At 63.0% G+C, this 17,607-nt stretch carries 16 protein-coding genes; 5 read left to right on the forward strand and 11 right to left on the reverse strand.

Annotated features, from left to right (window positions below; translation table 11 throughout):
• The first annotated feature begins 79 nt into the window (after window positions 1-79).
• The 3 genes from X773_RS57770 (at window position 80) to X773_RS57780 (ending at window position 3,404) form a co-directional block, all read left to right on the forward strand.
• Window positions 80-1,624, forward strand: coding sequence for a sugar ABC transporter ATP-binding protein (locus tag X773_RS57770; RefSeq protein WP_023677501.1), 1,545 nt, complete (start codon window positions 80-82; stop codon window positions 1,622-1,624).
• A 99-nt stretch (window positions 1,625-1,723) separates the two neighbouring features.
• The gene (locus X773_RS57775) at window positions 1,724-2,719 is read left to right on the forward strand and encodes an ABC transporter permease (RefSeq protein WP_023677502.1); all 996 of its coding nucleotides are present in this window, start codon (window positions 1,724-1,726) and stop codon (window positions 2,717-2,719) included.
• A 154-nt stretch (window positions 2,720-2,873) separates the two neighbouring features.
• Complete coding sequence (locus X773_RS57780) at window positions 2,874-3,404, forward strand: DUF2231 domain-containing protein (protein WP_023677503.1); 531 nt, start codon at window positions 2,874-2,876, stop codon at window positions 3,402-3,404.
• Window positions 3,405-3,495: 91 nt separating this feature from the next.
• Here the strand turns inward: X773_RS57780 and phnN are convergent, their stop codons facing one another.
• From phnN to X773_RS57825, 9 genes are all read right to left on the reverse strand, one after another.
• Window positions 3,496-4,125, reverse strand: a complete 630-nt coding sequence (phnN, locus tag X773_RS57785) for a phosphonate metabolism protein/1,5-bisphosphokinase (PRPP-forming) PhnN (protein ID WP_023677504.1) — start codon at window positions 4,123-4,125, stop codon at window positions 3,496-3,498.
• Entirely contained in the window at window positions 4,122-5,261 is a 1,140-nt protein-coding gene (locus X773_RS57790; RefSeq protein WP_023677505.1) for an alpha-D-ribose 1-methylphosphonate 5-triphosphate diphosphatase, read from the reverse strand. Before X773_RS57790 ends, phnN begins: the two co-directional genes overlap by 4 nt.
• Before the next feature lie 96 nt (window positions 5,262-5,357).
• On the reverse strand, window positions 5,358-6,065 hold the full coding sequence (locus tag X773_RS57795) for a DUF1045 domain-containing protein (protein ID WP_023677506.1): 708 nt from the start codon (window positions 6,063-6,065) through the stop codon (window positions 5,358-5,360).
• 154 nt (window positions 6,066-6,219) lie between these two features.
• Complete coding sequence (iolB, locus tag X773_RS57800; RefSeq protein WP_023677507.1) at window positions 6,220-7,032, reverse strand: 5-deoxy-glucuronate isomerase; 813 nt, start codon at window positions 7,030-7,032, stop codon at window positions 6,220-6,222.
• 2 nt (window positions 7,033-7,034) lie between these two features.
• The gene (locus X773_RS57805) at window positions 7,035-7,253 is read right to left on the reverse strand and encodes a hypothetical protein (RefSeq protein WP_023677508.1); all 219 of its coding nucleotides are present in this window, start codon (window positions 7,251-7,253) and stop codon (window positions 7,035-7,037) included.
• Window positions 7,254-7,280: 27 nt separating this feature from the next.
• Window positions 7,281-8,198 (reverse strand): myo-inosose-2 dehydratase, encoded by a 918-nt coding sequence (iolE, locus tag X773_RS57810; RefSeq protein ID WP_023677509.1) that lies wholly within the window; start codon window positions 8,196-8,198, stop codon window positions 7,281-7,283.
• A 44-nt stretch (window positions 8,199-8,242) separates the two neighbouring features.
• A complete protein-coding gene (gene iolD, locus X773_RS57815; protein WP_023677510.1) occupies window positions 8,243-10,087 on the reverse strand; it encodes a 3D-(3,5/4)-trihydroxycyclohexane-1,2-dione acylhydrolase (decyclizing) in 1,845 nt (614 codons plus the stop codon).
• Between the two features lie 34 nt (window positions 10,088-10,121).
• Window positions 10,122-12,056 carry a 5-dehydro-2-deoxygluconokinase gene (gene iolC, locus X773_RS57820; RefSeq protein ID WP_023677511.1) on the reverse strand — a complete coding sequence of 645 codons (1,935 nt, stop codon included), beginning with the start codon at window positions 12,054-12,056 and terminating at the stop codon, window positions 10,122-10,124.
• A gap of 200 nt (window positions 12,057-12,256) precedes the next feature.
• Window positions 12,257-12,985, reverse strand: coding sequence for an SDR family oxidoreductase (locus tag X773_RS57825; RefSeq protein ID WP_023677512.1), 729 nt, complete (start codon window positions 12,983-12,985; stop codon window positions 12,257-12,259).
• Window positions 12,986-13,123: 138 nt separating this feature from the next.
• Here X773_RS57825 and X773_RS57830 point away from each other — a divergent pair, with 138 nt between their 5' ends.
• Complete coding sequence (locus tag X773_RS57830) at window positions 13,124-14,014, forward strand: AraC family transcriptional regulator (protein ID WP_023677513.1); 891 nt, start codon at window positions 13,124-13,126, stop codon at window positions 14,012-14,014.
• Here the strand turns inward: X773_RS57830 and X773_RS57835 are convergent.
• Window positions 14,011-14,856, reverse strand: a complete 846-nt coding sequence (locus X773_RS57835) for a MurR/RpiR family transcriptional regulator (protein WP_023677514.1) — start codon at window positions 14,854-14,856, stop codon at window positions 14,011-14,013. The two genes, X773_RS57830 and X773_RS57835, sit on opposite strands and share 4 nt — an antisense overlap.
• A 153-nt stretch (window positions 14,857-15,009) precedes the next feature.
• Between X773_RS57835 and X773_RS57840 the strand changes: the two genes are divergently transcribed.
• Complete coding sequence (locus X773_RS57840) at window positions 15,010-16,119, forward strand: Gfo/Idh/MocA family oxidoreductase (RefSeq protein WP_023677515.1); 1,110 nt, start codon at window positions 15,010-15,012, stop codon at window positions 16,117-16,119.
• A 213-nt stretch (window positions 16,120-16,332) separates the two neighbouring features.
• Here the strand turns inward: X773_RS57840 and X773_RS57845 are convergent, their stop codons facing one another.
• A complete protein-coding gene (locus X773_RS57845) occupies window positions 16,333-17,424 on the reverse strand; it encodes a 3-deoxy-7-phosphoheptulonate synthase (protein WP_023677516.1) in 1,092 nt (363 codons plus the stop codon).
• Between the last annotated feature and the right edge of the window lie 183 nt (window positions 17,425-17,607).

Genomic DNA, 17,607 nt, shown 5'->3' on the forward strand with positions numbered 1-17,607 from the left:
AGCCGGCGATTCTATTGACGCGCCTCGCAAGGCCCGTCAGTCTGAGGCCAAAACGGCTCACCGGCTGCTGTCAGGCGTGATGAATTATTCCGACCCATCCATCGTTGCATCCACGGCCGCTCCGTTCCTGAGCCTCGACGGCGTGCGCAAGACTTATCCCGGCGTTGTCGCGCTGGACGGGTTCTCGATCGAGGTCAGGCCCGGCGAGGTCATCGGCCTGGTCGGCGAAAACGGCGCCGGCAAATCGACGCTGATGAAGATCCTCGGCGGCGTGACCCGGCCGGACACCGGCACCATCACCGTCGATGGCGTCGCCCATGACAGTCTGACCGTCGAAGCCAGCATCGGTTCGGGCATCGCCTTCGTCCACCAGGAACTCAACCTGTTCGAGAACCTCGACGTCGCCGCCAATATTTTCTTCGGCCGCGAACCGCTGCGCGCCGGCCCGTTCAGGCTGGTCGACCGCGCCAGGCTGCGAGCGCTGGCGGCGCCGCTGCTCAAACGCGTGGGCGCCAATTTCTCGGCCGATACGCCGGTGTCGGCGCTGTCGCTGGCCCAGCAGCAAATGGTCGAGATCGCCAAGGCGCTGTCGATCGAGGCGCGGCTGGTCATCCTCGACGAACCGACATCGAGCCTGCCGATCGCAGAAACCGACAAGCTGCTCGGTGTCATCAAGGCGCTGAAGGCAGACGGCATCAGCGTCATTTTCATCTCGCACCGCCTGCACGAGGTCGAGCGCGTCGCCGACCGCGTCGTCGTGCTCAGGGACGGCATGCTCGCCGGAACCTTGCCGAAGAGCGCCATCAATCACGACCAGATGGTCAAGCTGATGATCGGCCGCATGCTGAAGGAGAGGGAGAAGGCCGCAGAATCGGCGCGCCCGCCGGGCTCTGTCGCGCTGTCGGTCAAGGCCATTCGCACCGCTGCCTATCCCGACCGGCCCGTCGACCTCGATGTCAGGCATGGCGAGATCCTCGGCCTCGCCGGTCTCGTCGGCTCCGGTCGGACGGAGCTGGCGCGCGTCCTGTTTGGCATCGACAAGAGCTTTGGCGGCTCGTTCCAGCTTGACGGAAAAGATCTGGTTCTTGGTTCGGCCGCGGACGCAGTGGCCAACGGTATTTTCCTCGTCCCCGAGGATCGCAAGCTGACCGGCATCCTGCTCGACCTTTCGATCGCCCAGAACATCTCGCTGCCCAATCTGCCGGCACATTCGCGGCGCTCGCTGGTCTCGGCCAGCGCCGAGGCCGCCACCGCCGAGAAGCAGAAGACCGATCTCGGCATCAGGGCGCCCTCCGTGCAGACGCGTACCGGTACGCTGTCGGGCGGCAACCAGCAAAAGGTCGTGCTGGCCAAATGGCTGGCGATGAAGCCGAAGGTGATGATTCTCGACGAACCGACCCGCGGTATCGACATCGGCGCCAAGGCCGAGATCTACGGACTGATGCGGGCGCTGGCCGATGCCGGCGTCGCCGTGCTGATGATCTCCAGCGACATGGAGGAGGTGATCGGCGTTTCCGACCGCATTGCCGTCATGCATGAAGGCCAGATCTCGGGCATTCTCGATAAGGACCGGTTCAGCCAGGAAAACGTGCTGCTGCTGGCGGTCGGCAAGCAGCCGAAGTAGTTCGCANATTCTCGATAAGGACCGGTTCAGCCAGGAAAACGTGCTGCTGCTGGCGGTCGGCAAGCAGCCGAAGTAGTTCGCAGGCACTGGGAGAAGACGATGAGCAAGAAAGATCTCGGCCTGCTGATCCTGATCCTGGTGGTCGGTGCGGTGGTGGCGATCATCAACCCGCGCTTCCTGCTGCCGATCAATCTCGCCAACACCTCGAACCTGATCGGGTTGTTCGGCATCCTGTCGATTGGCCAAGCCTTCGTCATCATCACCGGTGGCATCGAATTGTCGGTCGGCTCGGTGGTTGCGCTGCTCGGCGTGCTGTTTATCGACTTCATCGCCACGCGCGGCATGGCCTGGCCGGTCGCCCTGCCGCTGATCCTGGTGCTCGGCGGCATCATCGGGCTGGCGCATGGCTGGCTGATCACCCGGCTCAAATTGCAGCCTTTCGTGGTGACTTTGTGCGGCCTGTTGATCTATCGCGGCGTGGCGCGCTTCTACACCGCCGACGGCACCGCCGGCTTTGCCTTCGGACAGAACTTCCCGGAACTCGAGTTCCTGACGGCGGGGCGGTCCTGGGGCGTGCCGAACAGCTTCATCGCGCTGATCGTCATCGCCGTCGTCATGTGGGTGGTGCTGCACCGGTCGGTGTTCGGGCGCTATCTCTATGCCATCGGCAAGAACGAGGAAGCGGCAAAATATTCCGGCATCCGCACCGGCCGCATCGTCATGGCCGCCTATGTCATCTGCGGCGTGCTGACGGCGCTGTCAGCTATCTATTTCGCCATGTACACACGCTCGATCTCGCCGGCGAGCCACGGCCAGTTCTACGAGCTCTATGCCATCGCGGCCGCGGTGCTCGGCGGCTTCTCGCTGCGTGGCGGCGAAGGCTCGCTGATCGGCGTCCTGCTCGGCACGGTGCTGCTGCAGGAGCTGCAGAACCTCGTCAACCTGCTCGGCATCCCGTCCTCGCTCAACTTCGCCGTCATGGGCGGGGTGATCCTCATCGGCGTGCTGGTTGACCAGCAATGGGGCGTGTTCAGGGCGCGGCGGCGGATGCTGGAAGCCACACGCAAGGGCGTGGCGGGTGCTGCCGCTGAGTGACGCAAAAATAGCTGGATGAAATACGCCGACTGCCATGGCAGGTGGCGTGAAAGAGTCAACCGGAGCTTCGCGACAGCAGTTCAGGTCGGTCTCTATTTGGAACGAAAACCCGTATCTGAGCGTTTATTTAAGCTTTGCTACGCGGAGGCGTTCCATGCCCACGAATCCAGTTAGTACCGCCAAAGTAGGAACTCACCCCCTCCACCCGATGCTGATACCTTTTCCTGTCGCGTTTCTTGTCGGTGCGTTTGTCACCGACCTGGTTTTCTGGGGGACTGCCGATGCCTTCTGGGCACGAGCATCGATGTGGCTGATCGGGGCAGCCATAGTAATGGCCCTTATCGCTGCGACAGCCGGTTTTATCGACTTCCTCAACGAGCCGCGCATTCGCGCCTTGTCCGACGCCTGGTACCACATGCTGGGCAACTTGACCGCAGTCGTTGTGGCACTGATCAATTTCTACCTTCGCTATGCTCAAGGCGCCGAAGCGGCGGTCCGACCATGGGGCGCGCTCTTGTCGTTCATAGTGGTCTGCATACTGCTGTTCACCGGCTGGAAGGGCTGGGAGATGGTCTATCGGCATCACGTTGCAGTTCTGGATACACCAGCGGATGCGCCAGCGAAGCCTTCGACAACCACTGCCACGGATACTCGTCATGCTGGTCGGGACCGGCACGCCGCATGAGGCCATAATCCAGAAAAGTGGATACCGGTTTCCAAAAAGATATCGGTTAGACAAGTAGCGCCCATACCGAATGCATCGGGTGGGCGCTATTTTAGATAAGGCCCGACATGTCGGAGAAGGCCATGGCCTTGCGCAGCATCTCGGCGAAGCGCTCGCCGGCCGCTTCACGAGGGCCGCTATTGTCGATCGAGGTGACACCCGGTCCGGACAGCGCCACATTGGCGCTGCGCGCCAGCCGTGCCAGCACTTCGCCGCGCGATTCGCGACCGCGCAATGCCAGCCGCTCGGCCAGGATATCCGGTGTAGCCGTGATTTCGACGACAGCCAGATTGGCGTAGCGTTCCCGCAGCGCCGGGATGATCGCGCGCGAGACGTTGGCGATCGCGACACGGCCGTTTGAGACCGACCAATCGACTTCGGCCGGGATGCCATAGCGCAGGCCATGCGCCTCCCAGGAAATCGCGAAGGCGCCATCCGCTTCGGCCTCGACGAAGGCAACGTCGGCGAGCGTGTCGTGATCCTCGGTGGCCGCATCGCTCGGCCGGGTGATCACCCGGCGCACGAACTCCAGCCGGCTCTCGTCGGCAAACACGGCGCGCGCATAGCCGATCACCGTGTCCTTGCCGGCACCGCTCGGCCCGACGACGGCGACGAAGACACCGTCGCGGATCGGAAATCCCGTAGCGGACAATTCACGCTCGACCGATGCCGACACCATCATGCGACTCGGCGTCCCTGCCGCCAGACCGTGCGGACGACCGGGACATGGTCGTCGACGCGCACGCGAACCAGATCGGCGCGCCGGCCGGGCTCGATGACACCGCGATCGGTGAGGCCGACCGCCTCGGCCGGGTTCTTCGAGACCATCGCCACCGCCTGTGGCAAGGAAATGCCCTCGACCACGTCGCCGAGGAAGAAGGCTGACTGGATCAGACTGAAGGGAATGTAGTCCGACGACAGGATATCGAGCAGGCCATCGCCGGCCAGCGTGCGGGCCGAGACATTGCCCGAATGCGAAGCGCCGCGCATGACATTCGGCGCGCCCATCAAAACGCCGAGCCCTGCCTTTTTCGAAGCCCGAGCCGCCTCCTCGGTGGTTGGGAACTCGGCGACACGGACGCCTTGCTCGATCGCTTCGTCGACATGGCCGACGGTCGCGTCGTCATGGCTGGCGAGCACGATGCCGCGCTCTTGGCAGGCAGCGGCGATGAAGCTGCGATTCGGGCTCGAGTTCTTCGCCGATTCCGCCATCCGCTTTTCGCAGAATTTCTGGAAATCGCGATCGGTCAGCTTCAGCTTGCGCTGGTAATAATAGGCATAGGTTTCGAGATCGACGAATTGCCGCTGTCCGGGCGCATGGTCCATCAGCGACGCCAGCCTGACCCGCTCGTCGCCGTCGAAATTGGCGAAGGCCGTGAGGCAGTCCGGCGCCGAAACCTCGCAACGCAGATGGAGGAAATGGTCGGCCCTGAGCCGGTCCTGCTGCACGCTGTCCTCGATCGCGTCGGCCAGCTTGCGTATGTCGGCGGCCGTCAGGTCGGCATCCTCGTCCATGCCGACACGCAAAGCGTCGAGCACGGTGGTGATGCCGGCGGTCGCCACCTGCGCGTCATGCGCGAGCACAGCTGCGATCGGGTTCCAGCGCACTTTCGGCCGCGGCGCGTAATGGCCTTCGAGATGATCGGTGTGGAGCTCGACCAGGCCAGGGATGATGAAGTCGCCGCCCATGTCCTCGCCGCTGCGGCCGGGTCCGGCATCGATGGCGGCGATCATGCCGTCGCGCAGCACGATCGACCCTTCGACGATCTGGTCGGCGAGCACGATCCGGGCGTTGTCAAGAACAGTCTCGGCGGTCATTTCAAGCAGTCCTTGCAGGATTTTGCAGCCAACTGGAACCAATTGGCGTCGTACAAATGCGGTTAGAACAAATAGTCATTTAGGCAGTTCTTCTGGTCAGGCAGTTCTTCTGGCCGGGCGGCGCCCGAGCGCGTGATGGGACAGCACCATGAACGGTGCGCCCGGTTCAGTTTCCACAAACAGCGTCAGCGCGTCCACCGCCACCGGCCGTTGCAGCACGTCCGCAAACAGGCTGTCGATTGCTAGGCGAAGACGAGGGCTTTCCTGTGACGACACCCGGCCGGACAGCGTCATATGGAAGCGAAACGTCTCGAAGACATAGGGATAGCCCCACTGGCAGAGATTGCGGAACTCGTCGGGCTTCAGCGAATCGGGGCTGCGCCGTTCGATCTCGGCTTCCGTCAACGGCGCGCGGAAGCGGTCGAAGTCGCGCACCACGTCGTCGGCGAAGCGGTTGAGCGCCGGCAGCGGTGCTTCCGGCAACAGCGCGAAGAAGCCGTCGATCTGGCTGACGACGAGGCGCGGGATCGTAACCACCGGCGTCGCCTCGGCAAAATCGTCGAGTGCTGCACGAAGCGAGGTTTCCGTCTCGGTGGAGGCCAGTCTGAAGGGCGCCTTCAGTGTCGCATGAAAGCCATAGCGGCGCGCCGAGGCGGTATGGAAGGCAACTTCTGCCGCCGACAACTCGCCCGCAGCCTCGACCGGCTTTGTGGCGGCACCGAATGGGTCGCGGCCGAGCCAGTTGGCGGCGATCCGTGCCAGCGGTTCGTCTTGTCGGGGGGTGAAATAGATCGCGTAGCGCATCGAAGTTCCTCGTCAGCCCCGCTGCCCATAGGCGATTTGCATGACGAAATGACGAAGCTGGTGATTGCTTCTGATAACAAAGTTGTCCAGGCGGGTCATTAGCCGACGATTTTTTCGCCTTGGACCAGCGGATGAAGGCGAAGCGAAAAACCTGTTAGGCCTTCATCAGCCATTCGTGCTCGGGCGCGTTGTGGAATTTCCACGTCCGCTTCGGTCCGGCCATGACGTTGAGATAATAGAGATCATAGCCGTGGCAGGCTGCGCAGGGGTGATAACCCTTGGGGACCAGCACGACGTCGCCATCCTCGATCGCCATCGCCTCGTCGAGCGAACGAGCACCGTTCTCGTCGGCATCGGTGTAGACGCGCTGGAAAGCAAAGCCCTGTGGCGGGTTGAGACGGTGGTAATAGGTCTCCTCGAGATAGGATTCAGCCGGCAGATTGTCCTGGTCGTGCTTGTGCGGCGGATAGCTCGATGTGTGGCCGCCGGGTGTGATGACCTCCACCACCAGCAAGGAATCGGCCGGCTTGCCCTCCGGCAGGATGTTGGTGACATAGCGCGTGTTGGTGCCTTTGCCGCGAACCTCCTGGCCGAGATCGTCGGGCCCGATGACACGGACCGGCAGACCGCCGCCCAGTCCTGGCGCCGAACAGACGGCAAGTTCGAGATCGGTATCGGCGCTCACCGACCACTCCGACCCCTGCGGCACATAGACCGACCACGGCTTGCCCTCGAACGGCGACATGCGTTCGCCGAGCAAGCCGAGATCCTTGCCGCCGGCCTTGGCCTTGCCCTTGCCGGTGACGAACACCAGGCAGACCTCACGATCCGCGGTTTGCCCGGAAGCGCTCTCGCCGGGCCTGAGCCGATGCAGATCGAAGCCGACATAGGTCCAGCCGGCGCTTTGCGGCGTCACATGGGCGATGCGGCCGTGGCCCTTATTGGCTTTGACGAGCAGTTTCGACATGGTCATTCCTTCGGTTTGGCGTCTGCCGATGGCTCGTCCTCGTCAGCCGGCTTGTAGAGGTAGAAAAACTGCCAGACGGCATAGCCGGCGAAGCCGAGCGCGATCACGCCCCAGAACGGCGTGCCGGTGGCGAATTCGATCACCGACCAGACCAGGCAGACCGCGACAACGGCGACGCGCCGCCACAGCGGCCGGAAAAACGGGTGCTCGGAGTCTTTCATCGGATCAACACCTTTCCTTGCGAACTCTCAAGCATTGGGAAAGCCCTGTGTCTCCACCGTATAGCCGGCCGCCGTCATAGCCCGCATCAATTCCTTGTAGCCGACCTGCGCCATCTTGAGCGGCGGGTTCTTCTTCGGATCCTGCTCGGCCTCGACCACGAACCAGCCTTCATAGCCATGGTCGGCGAGCCTCTGGACGATGGCGCCAAAATCCAGCGAGCCATCTCCCGGCACGGTGAAGGCGCCAAGTGCCACCGCGTCGAGGAACGATTGCTTGTTGCGATCCAGCTTTTGGATCACCTCCATGCGTACGTCCTTCACATGCACGTGGTTGATGCGCCGGTGGTGGTTGTTTATCGCGCGCAGCACATCGCCGCCGGCAAAGGCCAGGTGACCGGCGTCGAGCAGCAGCGGAATGCCTTCGCCCGAATAGCGCATGAAAGCGTCGAGCTCCGGCTCGGTCTCAACTACTGCCGCCATATGATGATGGTAGGAGAGCGGCATGCCTTGCTCTGCACACCATTCGCCGAACTGCGTGAGCCGCCGGGCGTAGGCTTTCATCTCATCGTCCGAAAGCCTCGGCTTGGTGGCGAGCGGCTTGGAGCGGTCGCCCTGGATGGAGCGGCCGACTTCACCATAGACGATGCAGGGCGCATTCACCGCCTTGAACAGGTCGATCATCGGCTGGATGCGATCCTTATTCCCCGATATATCCTCATTGACCAGCGTCCCGGAGAACCAACCGCCGCAAAGCGTCACGTCGGCCTCTCTCAGGATCGGCAGCATGATCTCCGGATCGTTGGGAAAGCGGCGGCCCATTTCCATGCCGGTGAAGCCAGCCGAGCGCGACTGGCGCAGGCACTCCTCCAGCGACACATCATCGCTGAGTTCGGCAAGATCGTCGTTCCACCATGCAATGGGGGACATGCCCAGTTTGGCTTTCAAGTCGTCACTCCAGTTTCAGACATTCGAGGCGCGTTCGCGGATGGCTAAAGAACCCGCCCGCTCAGCGCTTCCTCGTATTTCTTGCGCGCCGCATTCACTTGCGGCCGTGCCGAGACTTCCGGCACTGCGACATCCCACCAGCTTCCACCGGCCTCGGTCGAAACCAGCGGGTCGGTGTCGATGACCAGCACGGTCGTTCGCGTGTTCTTCTTCGCTTGCGCCAGCGCCGTTTCCAGCCCGGCGATCGATGGCACTTTTTCGGCAATCGCACCCATGCTCGCAGCATGCGCGGCGAAGTCGATCTCGGGCAAGGTTTCGTGACGGGCGTCCTTCAGCAGATTGTTGAAGTTGGCGCCGCCGGTCGCCATCTGCAACCGGTTGATGCAGCCATAGCCGCGGTTGTCGAGCAGCACGATGGTCAGCTTGAGGCCGAGCATCACCGAGGTCGCGATCTCGGAATTGAGCATCAGGTAAGAGCCGTCGCCGATCATCACCACGACCTCTTCGTCCGGCTTGGCCATCTTGACGCCAAGCCCGCCGGCGATTTCGTAGCCCATTGTCGAGAAGCCGTATTCTGCGTGATAGGAGCCGGGCGCGCCCGCCTGCCATAGCTTGTGCAATTCGCCGGGCAAGCCGCCGGCGGCATGAAGCAGTACCACGCCGGAGCCCATGGCGCGCTGTACTGCGCCGATCACTTGCGCGTCGGACGGATAGGCGGCATTGGTCGACGCCGTCACCTTGTCGGCATCCGCTTGCCAGTTCTTCTTGCCCGTGATCGCATTGTCGGTCCAGCCTGAAGGGGCTTTCCAGCCTTTCAGCGCCGCAGCGAGTTCGGCGAGCCCTTCCGCCGCATCGGCGACCAGCGGCAGCGCCTGGTGCTTTCCGGCGTCAAAAGGCTGCACGTTGAGCCCGATGATGGTCCTGCCGGCATGCTTGAACAATGCCCAGGAGCCGGTGGTGAAATCCTGCAGTCTGGTGCCGACGGCAAGCACGACGTCGGCCTCTTTGGCCAGCCTGTTGGCCGCCGAAGTGCCGGTAACGCCGACCGCGCCCATGTTCAACGGATGATCGTCCGGGAGCGAGGATTTGCCGCCTTGCGTCTCACAAACTGGAACGCCGGCGCCTTGCACCAGTTTTGCCAACTCCTCGGATGCCTGCGAATAGAGTACGCCGCCGCCCGCGATCACCAGCGGCTTTTTCGCCGCTTTGAGTACCGCGACTGCGGCCGCCAGTTCGTTGCGGTCCGGGCGCTGCCGTCGCGGCGTCCAGAGTCGCTCGGCAAAGAAACTCTCGGGGTAGTCATAGGCCTCGGCCTGCACGTCCTGGCACAGCGCCAGCGTCACCGGGCCGCATTCGGCGGGATCGGTCAGCACCTGCATGGCGCGGTTGAGCGCCGGCATGATCTGCTCCGGCCGCGTGATGCGGTCGAAATAGCGCGACACCGGGCGGAGGCAGTCATTGACCGTCGCCGTGCCGTCGGAAAAATCCTCGGCCTGCTGCAGGACGGGATCGGGAATGCGATTGGCGAAGACGTCGCCGGGCAGAAACAGGACAGGCAACCTGTTTACATGCGCAAGTGCCGCAGCGGTCACCATGTTGAGCGCGCCGGGGCCGATCGAACTGGTCGCGGCCATGAAGCGACGGCGGAAATTGGCCTTGGCGTAGGCGATCGCCGCATGCGCCATTGCCTGCTCGTTATGGGCACGGAAGGTCGGCAGTTCGTCGCGAACCTGGTAGAGCGCCTCGCCGACGCCGGCGACATTGCCGTGGCCGAAGATCGCCCAGACGCCGCCGAAGATCGGCACTTTCCTCCCGTCCATCTCGGTCATCTGTCGAGCAAGAAAGCGGGTCAGCGCCTGCGCCATCGTCAGGCGGATTGTCTTGGTCATGTCGGTTCCTCCGCAGTCCTTATGCCGCGCCTTCTTATGCCGCTTTGCGGCCGCGCGCCGCAAGCCATGCCTCGGTCAGTCTCTCGAAGCGAGATGCCATGTCGGCAACCGCTTCATCGTCTGACATCTTGCTGGCAAGCCATTGTTCGGCCGCGTTGATGAAGATGGTGCGGCCGACGGCAAAGCCCTTGACGATAGACGCCTTGGCGGTGGCAGCAAAGGCCGCTTCCAATTCGTCCTGCGGCGCTTCGAGGCCAAGCAGCACAATCCCGCGGCACCACGGATCGTTCTTCAGGATCACCGCCTCGATCTTTGCCCATGCGCCGGCCGATGCCTGCGGTTCGAGCTTCCACCAATCGGGCTTGATGCCGAGTGCGTAGAGTTCCTCGAGCGCGCGCGGGATGGTCATGTCGTCGAGCCTGCCGTGCTTGCCGGCGATGATCTCGACCAGAAGTTCTCTGCCCACTTTCCGCGCGGCCTCGAACAAAGCGCGCAGTTTCTGCTGCTGTTCGCTCTTCAGCGCCGCGGGATCGTCGGGATGATAGAAGCACAGGCACTTGATGCAGTGGTCGACCGGCCATTCGGTCAGTTGCGAACCTATGTCTTGCGAGAACTCGAAGCGAAGCGGCCGCGAACCCGGCAACTCGACCGGCCGGCCGAGCCAGGCGAAGGAATGGTGGGCGAATTCGAACATCGCCTCGCGTCCGTATTTTTCGTCGAGCAGCATGCCGTAGCCGGCGCGGCCAGCCGCAACCTTGGCCGCAGCCTTGACCGTCAGCACCTTGAAAGCTGGGATTCGCGACGGATCGGCGCCGGCTTTTGCCGCGACATCCTCCAGCTGGACGCGGTGGTCGCAGGCGAACGCCATCAGCGAGGGGATGTCGCGCCGGCGCGTGGTCGCCCAATGGATGTGATTGATCGCCTCGTCCTTGCGCAGCGCCAGATGCTTGCTGCCGTTTTTCAGGAAGAACTGCAATTCCTCGAAAGTCGGGTATTCCGGTGCGCAGAGCAGCCGCGACACGGCAAAGGCGCCGCAGGCATTGGCCCAGGTCGCCGCCGTCGCCAGGCTTTCCTCGCCGAGCCAGCCGCGCAGGAAGCCCGACATGAAGGCGTCGCCGGCGCCGAGCACATTGTAGACCTCGATTGGAAATCCCTTGCCGACGATACCGTCCTCGAGGTCGTCGCTGATCGGCCCGTCATAGACGATGCAGCCCATGGCGCCGCGTTTCAGCACGATGGTTGCCGCCGACAGCGAGCGGATGGTTTTCAGCGCGCTCAGGCAATCGTCTGCGCCCGAGGCGATCATGATTTCCTCTTCGGTGCCGACGATGAGATCGCAATCGGGCAGCACCGTCTTCAACTGCGCCGAGACGCGGTCGGATTTCACATAGCGCTCGAAGCCTTCGGCGTGGCCGGCGAGACCCCAGAGGTTGGGGCGGTAGTCGATGTCGAACACCACCTTGCCGCCCTTGGCTTTCATGACACGGATCGCCTTGCGCTGGGCGGCGTCGCTGTTGGGCCGTGAAAAATGCGTGCCGGTGACGACGACCGCGCGTGCCGAAGCGATAAACGCCTCATCGATATCGTCTTTCGAAAGCGCCATGTCGGCGCAATCGCTGCGATAGAAGATCATCGGCGAGACGCCTTCATCCTCGACCGACAGCAGCACCAGGGCGGTCAGCCGCTCCGGATCGGTCTTGAGGCCTTGGACCGAAACGCCCTCGCGGGTCAGCTGCTCGCGGATGAAGCGGCCCATCTGCTCATTGCCGACGCGGGTGAGCAGCGCCGAGCGCAGGCCGAGCCTGGCAGTACCGACCGCGATATTGGCCGGACAGCCGCCGACCGACTTGGCAAAGGAAGTAATGTCCTCGAGGCGCGAGCCGATCTGCTGGCCGTAGAGATCGACGGAAGCGCGGCCGATCGTGATAATGTCGAGCGGCGAATATTTCGCTTCCACGGCTTCGCCCATTCGAACCTCCCATCGGCTTTGTTGTCTTGGGTAACACGCGCGAGCGGCAGCGTGGCGCCAGCAATATGAAATAATAATTCCAATCCATAGTCAATATGGAACGAGCATTCCCAAAGCTGAAAAGTGCTGTGCAAGGCTCGCGCGTTCAGAAACTTTGAAGTCAGACGAACGTCAAGTATCTACCGCTGAAACCAGCTGATTTACCAAGGAAGCGGGCCATCATCGTTGAAGAACCCGGCGGTCGGGCCATCGGCGTCCAAGGTCGCCAGGTGAATGACGATCTCGGCCGCCTGCTGCACCGTGCGGTGACCTTTATACCCGTTGAGATCGGTGGCAGTGTAGCCGGGCGCCGCGGCGTTGACCTTGATGCCTTGGGGCGCGAGCTCCCTGGCGAACGCCACCGTGATGGCATTCAAGGCTGTCTTGGAGCTGCCGTAGCCCATCATGTTAACGGCGTGGTTCGCAGTGGCGGGATCGAGCGCCCGGCCGATGGACCCGGTGGAGCTGCTCACCATCACGATCCGGGCAGCAGGTGCTGCTAGCAGCAGCGGCAGGAATGCCTGGGTCACGCGGATCGGGCCGAAGACATTGACGTCGTAGGTGGCCTGGATGTCGGCGATCCGCTGCTGGCTCGGCGGCAGGTCGTAATTGATGGCGACGCCGGCGTTGTTCACCAGCACGTCGAGGCAGGGGCTGGCCTGCCTGAATGCCTCGGCTGCCGCCTTCACCCTGTCATCCCGCGTGACGTCCAGCTCAAGCCACTCCACGTCGAGGCCTTCGGCGCGCAATGCCTGCGCCGCCGCCATGCCGCGTTCGGCGCTCCTGGCGCCGAGCCAGACCTTGAAGCCCATGGTCGCCAGTCGCCGGGCGATTTCATGGCCTATACCCTTGTTGGCGCCGGTCACCAGCGCGCTTTTCGATGTTCTCATAATCGGTGTCTCCATTTTTCTTGTGGAAGACCCACAAATGGTGCGAGGCAGCGGGCGTTGCGCGCCGGAAATTCTCCGGCTCTTGCCTAATCCTCTCACGCTGTTGCGCCGCCGGTGCGAATGCGCGATGCTGGCGCAATGAGCAAGGCGCTGCAGGAGTTGATCGAGATCGCCGGCCGCCATGCGCGCGGGCGACGAACAAGAACGGCGGTTCCCCGCGTTTCGATCGGCCGCAGCGAAGTCGCCACGCCGCCATTGTCAGGGGTGTGGGGGTCGGGGATCTTATTCGTACTGCAGGGCGCGAAGACGGTTCTGATCGGCGACCGAGCTCTTCGTTACAATCCGGCCAGCTATTTCATCTATACTGTCGAGACGCCCACCATCAGCCAGATAATCGAAGCGAGCGCGGCGCGTCCTTACCTGGCCATTGGCTTGACCCTTGACCTGCAGGCCGTCGCCGCGCTCCTCGTCGAGCACGCGCCGGCCCTCAGTGGCGACAGTTTCTCCACCTCTCCCGCTGATGACGATCTGCTCGACGCGTTGCGTCGAATGATGCGGCTGCTTGACCGGCCAGCGGAGATTTCCGTGCTCGCGACCATGATCGAGCGAGAGATGCTGTTTCGGCTCCTGCAAGGCCCCCAAGGCGGAAAGCTTCGTGAACTTGCGCGCGCCGATGGCCATCTGTCCCGGATTGGCCGGGCGATCGCCTGGATCCGTTCGCATCCCCATCAGCCGGTCCGGGTCGGCGATCTGGCCGAGATTGCCCGTATGAGCAGTGCTGCGTTTTATCGTCACTTCAAGGCGGCGACGGCCATGAGCCCAATCCAGTATCAAAAGCAAATCCGCTTGCTGGAAGCCCGCCATCTGCTGATTGCCCAGCCGGGCAACGTCGCACGTGTCGCCTTCGCCGTCGGCTATGAGAGTGCTTCCCAGTTCAGCCGGGAGTATGCCCGCCAGTTCGGGTCGCCGCCTGCCCGCGACGCAGCGCGGCTTTCGGCAGAAGGCGAAACCGCAATAGAGGTGATCTAAGGCTTGCGCTTCTTGCCAGTATCGCGCCGCTTCTCGCCGACCGCGACGGTCAGCGCCATAGCCAAAGCCATCGTCGCCGACAGCGAGCGGAAGCCGGCGAAATCGGCCTCGGCGACCTCGAACCAGACCCTGGCGAATTGGGCGAGTGGCGAAAAGGAGCTGTCGGTAATCGCCACGATCGGCACGCCTTGCTCCGAAATGACGCGCGCCTCCTCGATGGTGGCCGGGGCATAGGGCGAAAAGCTGATGGCGATCACGGCGTCCCTTGGAGAGGCAAAGCCGATCATCTCTGCATTGAGGCCGGCGGCCGATTCGATCAGCTGGTTGCGGATCTTGAGCTTGCCCAATGCATAGGCGATATAGGAGGCGACCGGGTAGGAGCGCCGCTTGGCCAGCACGTAAATGGTTTCGGCCTTGGCCAACACGGTGATCGCATCTTCGAAATGGTCTTCATTCAGCGTGCGCGAAATGTCGTTGAGCGAGGTACTGGCTGCGGCAACAAAACCGTCGAAAATCGCGCGGTGGCCGGCGCCTTCCTCGGCCTTGGCGCGCAATGCCGCCAGCCTTTCATCATAGGATGAGTTGCGCTCGCGCAGGCGCTCGCGAAACACCAACTGCAGGCTGGTGAAACCATCAAAACCAAGCTGCTGGGCAAAGCGGATCAGGGTCGAAGGCTGGACACCGGCGGAAGCGGCGATGCTGGCAGCGGTGCCGAAGGCGATATCGTCTGGGTTGTCGAGCGCATAGGCGGCGATCTGGGCGATACGTTTCGGCAGGCTGTGGCGCCGCTCCAGGATCGTCGCCCGCAGCGTCTCGAAATCGCGCGGCACCCGTTCGTCCATCGTCGCTCCGCCCAGGCTCATCGTCTGGTTCCCTCTGTGCCCCATCATAGCGGGCCTGTGCAAGAACACCATAAAAAATGAGACAAGCGTTCCATCTGCAGACAAAATGGACTAATTCATCCACACAAATTTTGCACACAGGGAGGCAAGCGGATGGTCGGGGTAGGTCTTATCGGCACGGGTTTCATGGGCAAGTGCCACGCCATTGCCTGGAACGCGGTCGGCACCGTCTTTCCCGAAGTGGCCAAGCCAAGGCTGGTCCATCTGGGCGAGGTCAACGAGGATCTTGCCAAACGCCGTGCCAGCGAATTCGGCTTCGCCAAGGCCTCCGGCGATTGGCGCGCTGTCGTCGACGACCCGGAAGTCGATGTCATCTCGCTGACCACGCCGAACCAGTTCCACCCGGAAATGGCCATCGCCATCCTCGAAGCCGGCAAGCATCTGTGGTGTGAAAAACCGATGGCGCCGAGCTTCGCCGAGGCGCAAGCAATGGCTGCGGCGGCCCAAAAGTCCGGCAAGGTGGCCGCGCTCGGCTATAACTATATTCAGAACCCAGCGATCCGCCATATCGGCGCGCTGCTCGACGAGAAGATCATCGGCGAGGTCAACCATCTGCGTATCGAGATGGACGAGGACTTCATGGCCGATCCGGAGGCGCTGTTCTTCTGGAAGCACGAGGCGGCGTCCGGCTACGGCGCGCTCGACGATTTCGCCGTGCACCCGCTGTCGCTCATCGCCGTACTGTTCGGCCGCGTTGCCCGCGTCATGTGCGACATGGCCAAACCCTATGCCGACCGCCGCGTCGCCTCGGGCGGGCGCCGCGCGGTCGAGACCTACGACATCGCCAGCATCCTGATGCATCTCGAAAACGGCATCGCCGGCACGCTGCTGGTCAACCGTTCGGCTTGGGGCCGCAAAGGCCGGATCGCCATCCAGATTTTTGGCTCGAAGGGCTCGATCCTGTACGACCAGGAGCGGATGAATGAGTTCCAACTCTATCTGACGGCCGACCGGCCGACCGAGCAAGGCTACCGCACCATCCTGGTGGCGCCGCATCATAAGCCTTATGACGCCTTCCTGCCGGCGCCCGGTCACGGCCTTGGCTTTAATGATCTCAAGATCATCGAATGCCGGGAGCTGTTGACGCGGCTTGCCGGCAAGCCGGCGCGGATCATCGATTTCGACGAAGGCCTGGAGATCGAGCGCACGGTGCACGCGATGGCGCGCTCGTTCGCGGAACAGCGCTGGATTGCGGTGCGGTAGTAAGCCCGCGCTGGTCTCCCCTTCTCCCCTTGTGGGAGAAGGTGGCCGAGCGAAGCTCGGTCGGATGAGGGGTGTTGGACGGATCGCTACAGCGAAGAAATAACCGCTTAAAATCCCTCAATATTTTTGCGCCGAGTTTCTTCCAGCACCCCTCATCCGGCTCGGCGCTGCGCGCCGATCCACCTTCTCCCACAAGGGGAGAAGGAGAAGTGCTCACGCGGCTCCCGGGCGATCGGCGATCATGGCACGTCTCGCCGACCGGCGCTGCTCGACGGCGTCGGCAAGGCCGTGCAGCACCGTTTCGGTGGTTTCCCAGTCGATACAGCCGTCGGTGATGCTCTGGCCATAGACGAGCGGCTTGCCGGGCACGACGTCCTGCCGGCCGGCGACGAGGTTGCTCTCGATCATGATGCCGACGATGCGCTCGTCGCCCGCCGCGATCTGGCCCGCCATGTCAGCCGCCACCAGCGGCTGGTTTTCCGGCTTCTTGCTGCTGTTGGCGTGGCTGACATCGATCATCAGCCGCGGCGCCACGCCGATCCGGCCGAGCTCAGCGCAGGCAGCAGCAATGCTTGCCGCGTCATAATTCGGCACAATACCGCCGCGCAGGATGACATGGCAGTCCTCGTTGCCGGTGGTCGTCGCGATGGCGCTGCGCCCGCCCTTTGTCACCGCCATGAAATGATGCGGCTGGGCGGCGGACTTCACCGCTTCGGCGGCAATCCGCAGATTGCCGTCGGTGCCGTTCTTGAAGCCGACCGGGCAGGACAGGCCTGACGCCAGCTCGCGATGGATCTGGCTCTCTGTCGTGCGTGCGCCGATCGCGCCCCAGGCGACGAGGTCGGCAATATATTGCGGGGTGGCCATGTCGAGGAATTCGGTGGCCGCCGGAAGGCCGAGATTGTTGACGGCGGAGAGCACGTTGCGGGCCATCCGCAACCCCTTGTCGATGTTGAAGCTGCCGTCGAGGTCGGGATCGTTGATCAGGCCCTTCCAGCCGACCGTCGTGCGCGGTTTCTCGAAATAAACCCGCATCACGATCTCCAGCCGGTCCGACAGGCTTTCACGCAGCGATGCCAAACGGCTGGCATAGTCTACGGCGGCGGCCGGGTCGTGGATCGAACAGGGGCCGACGACGACCACCAGCCGATCGTCGGCGCCGGTCAGCACGGCGTGGATGGCATTGCGTGATGCGGCAACGGTGCGCGTCGCCGTCAGCGTGCGCGGTATTTCCCGCATCACCTCGTCGGGTGTGCTCAGTTCTCTGATTTCCTTGACCCGAAGATCGTCTGTGGTCGTCAACACGGCTTCTGCTCCTGATTGGGAGACCTGCCGGCTGAAACAAAAAAGCCGCCAGGTCTGGCGGCTGTTCGGATGTTATTGCTGCAATCTTCAGATCGAGCGCAATCCTCCCGCCGCCAGCGAGCTCAAAAAGTACCAATATGTGGCGGTCAGGTTGATCATGAGGGCTGATATAGTCGATGCGGA

The organism is Mesorhizobium sp. LSJC280B00 (genome assembly GCF_000502835.1).
In the GTDB taxonomy this organism is placed as follows: domain Bacteria; phylum Pseudomonadota; class Alphaproteobacteria; order Rhizobiales; family Rhizobiaceae; genus Mesorhizobium.

What these genes read in the sequence shown, in the direction of transcription:
- X773_RS57830 (WP_023677513.1), top strand. Translation starts at nt 13,124, where the DNA reads ATGAGCAAGGCGCTGCAGGAGTTGATCGAGATCGCCGGCCGCCATGCG.
- X773_RS57795 (WP_023677506.1), bottom strand. Translation starts at nt 6,065, where the DNA reads ATGCGCTACGCGATCTATTTCACCCCCCGACAAGACGAACCGCTGGCA.
- X773_RS57775 (WP_023677502.1), top strand. Translation starts at nt 1,724, where the DNA reads ATGAGCAAGAAAGATCTCGGCCTGCTGATCCTGATCCTGGTGGTCGGT.
- X773_RS57805 (WP_023677508.1), bottom strand. Translation starts at nt 7,253, where the DNA reads ATGAAAGACTCCGAGCACCCGTTTTTCCGGCCGCTGTGGCGGCGCGTC.
- iolD (WP_023677510.1), bottom strand. Translation starts at nt 10,087, where the DNA reads ATGACCAAGACAATCCGCCTGACGATGGCGCAGGCGCTGACCCGCTTT.
- X773_RS57770 (WP_023677501.1), top strand. Translation starts at nt 80, where the DNA reads ATGAATTATTCCGACCCATCCATCGTTGCATCCACGGCCGCTCCGTTC.
- X773_RS57780 (WP_023677503.1), top strand. Translation starts at nt 2,874, where the DNA reads ATGCCCACGAATCCAGTTAGTACCGCCAAAGTAGGAACTCACCCCCTC.
- iolB (WP_023677507.1), bottom strand. Translation starts at nt 7,032, where the DNA reads ATGTCGAAACTGCTCGTCAAAGCCAATAAGGGCCACGGCCGCATCGCC.
- phnN (WP_023677504.1), bottom strand. Translation starts at nt 4,125, where the DNA reads ATGATGGTGTCGGCATCGGTCGAGCGTGAATTGTCCGCTACGGGATTT.
- iolC (WP_023677511.1), bottom strand. Translation starts at nt 12,056, where the DNA reads ATGGGCGAAGCCGTGGAAGCGAAATATTCGCCGCTCGACATTATCACG.
- X773_RS57840 (WP_023677515.1), top strand. Translation starts at nt 15,010, where the DNA reads ATGGTCGGGGTAGGTCTTATCGGCACGGGTTTCATGGGCAAGTGCCAC.
- X773_RS57790 (WP_023677505.1), bottom strand. Translation starts at nt 5,261, where the DNA reads ATGACCGCCGAGACTGTTCTTGACAACGCCCGGATCGTGCTCGCCGAC.
- X773_RS57835 (WP_023677514.1), bottom strand. Translation starts at nt 14,856, where the DNA reads ATGGACGAACGGGTGCCGCGCGATTTCGAGACGCTGCGGGCGACGATC.
- X773_RS57825 (WP_023677512.1), bottom strand. Translation starts at nt 12,985, where the DNA reads ATGAGAACATCGAAAAGCGCGCTGGTGACCGGCGCCAACAAGGGTATA.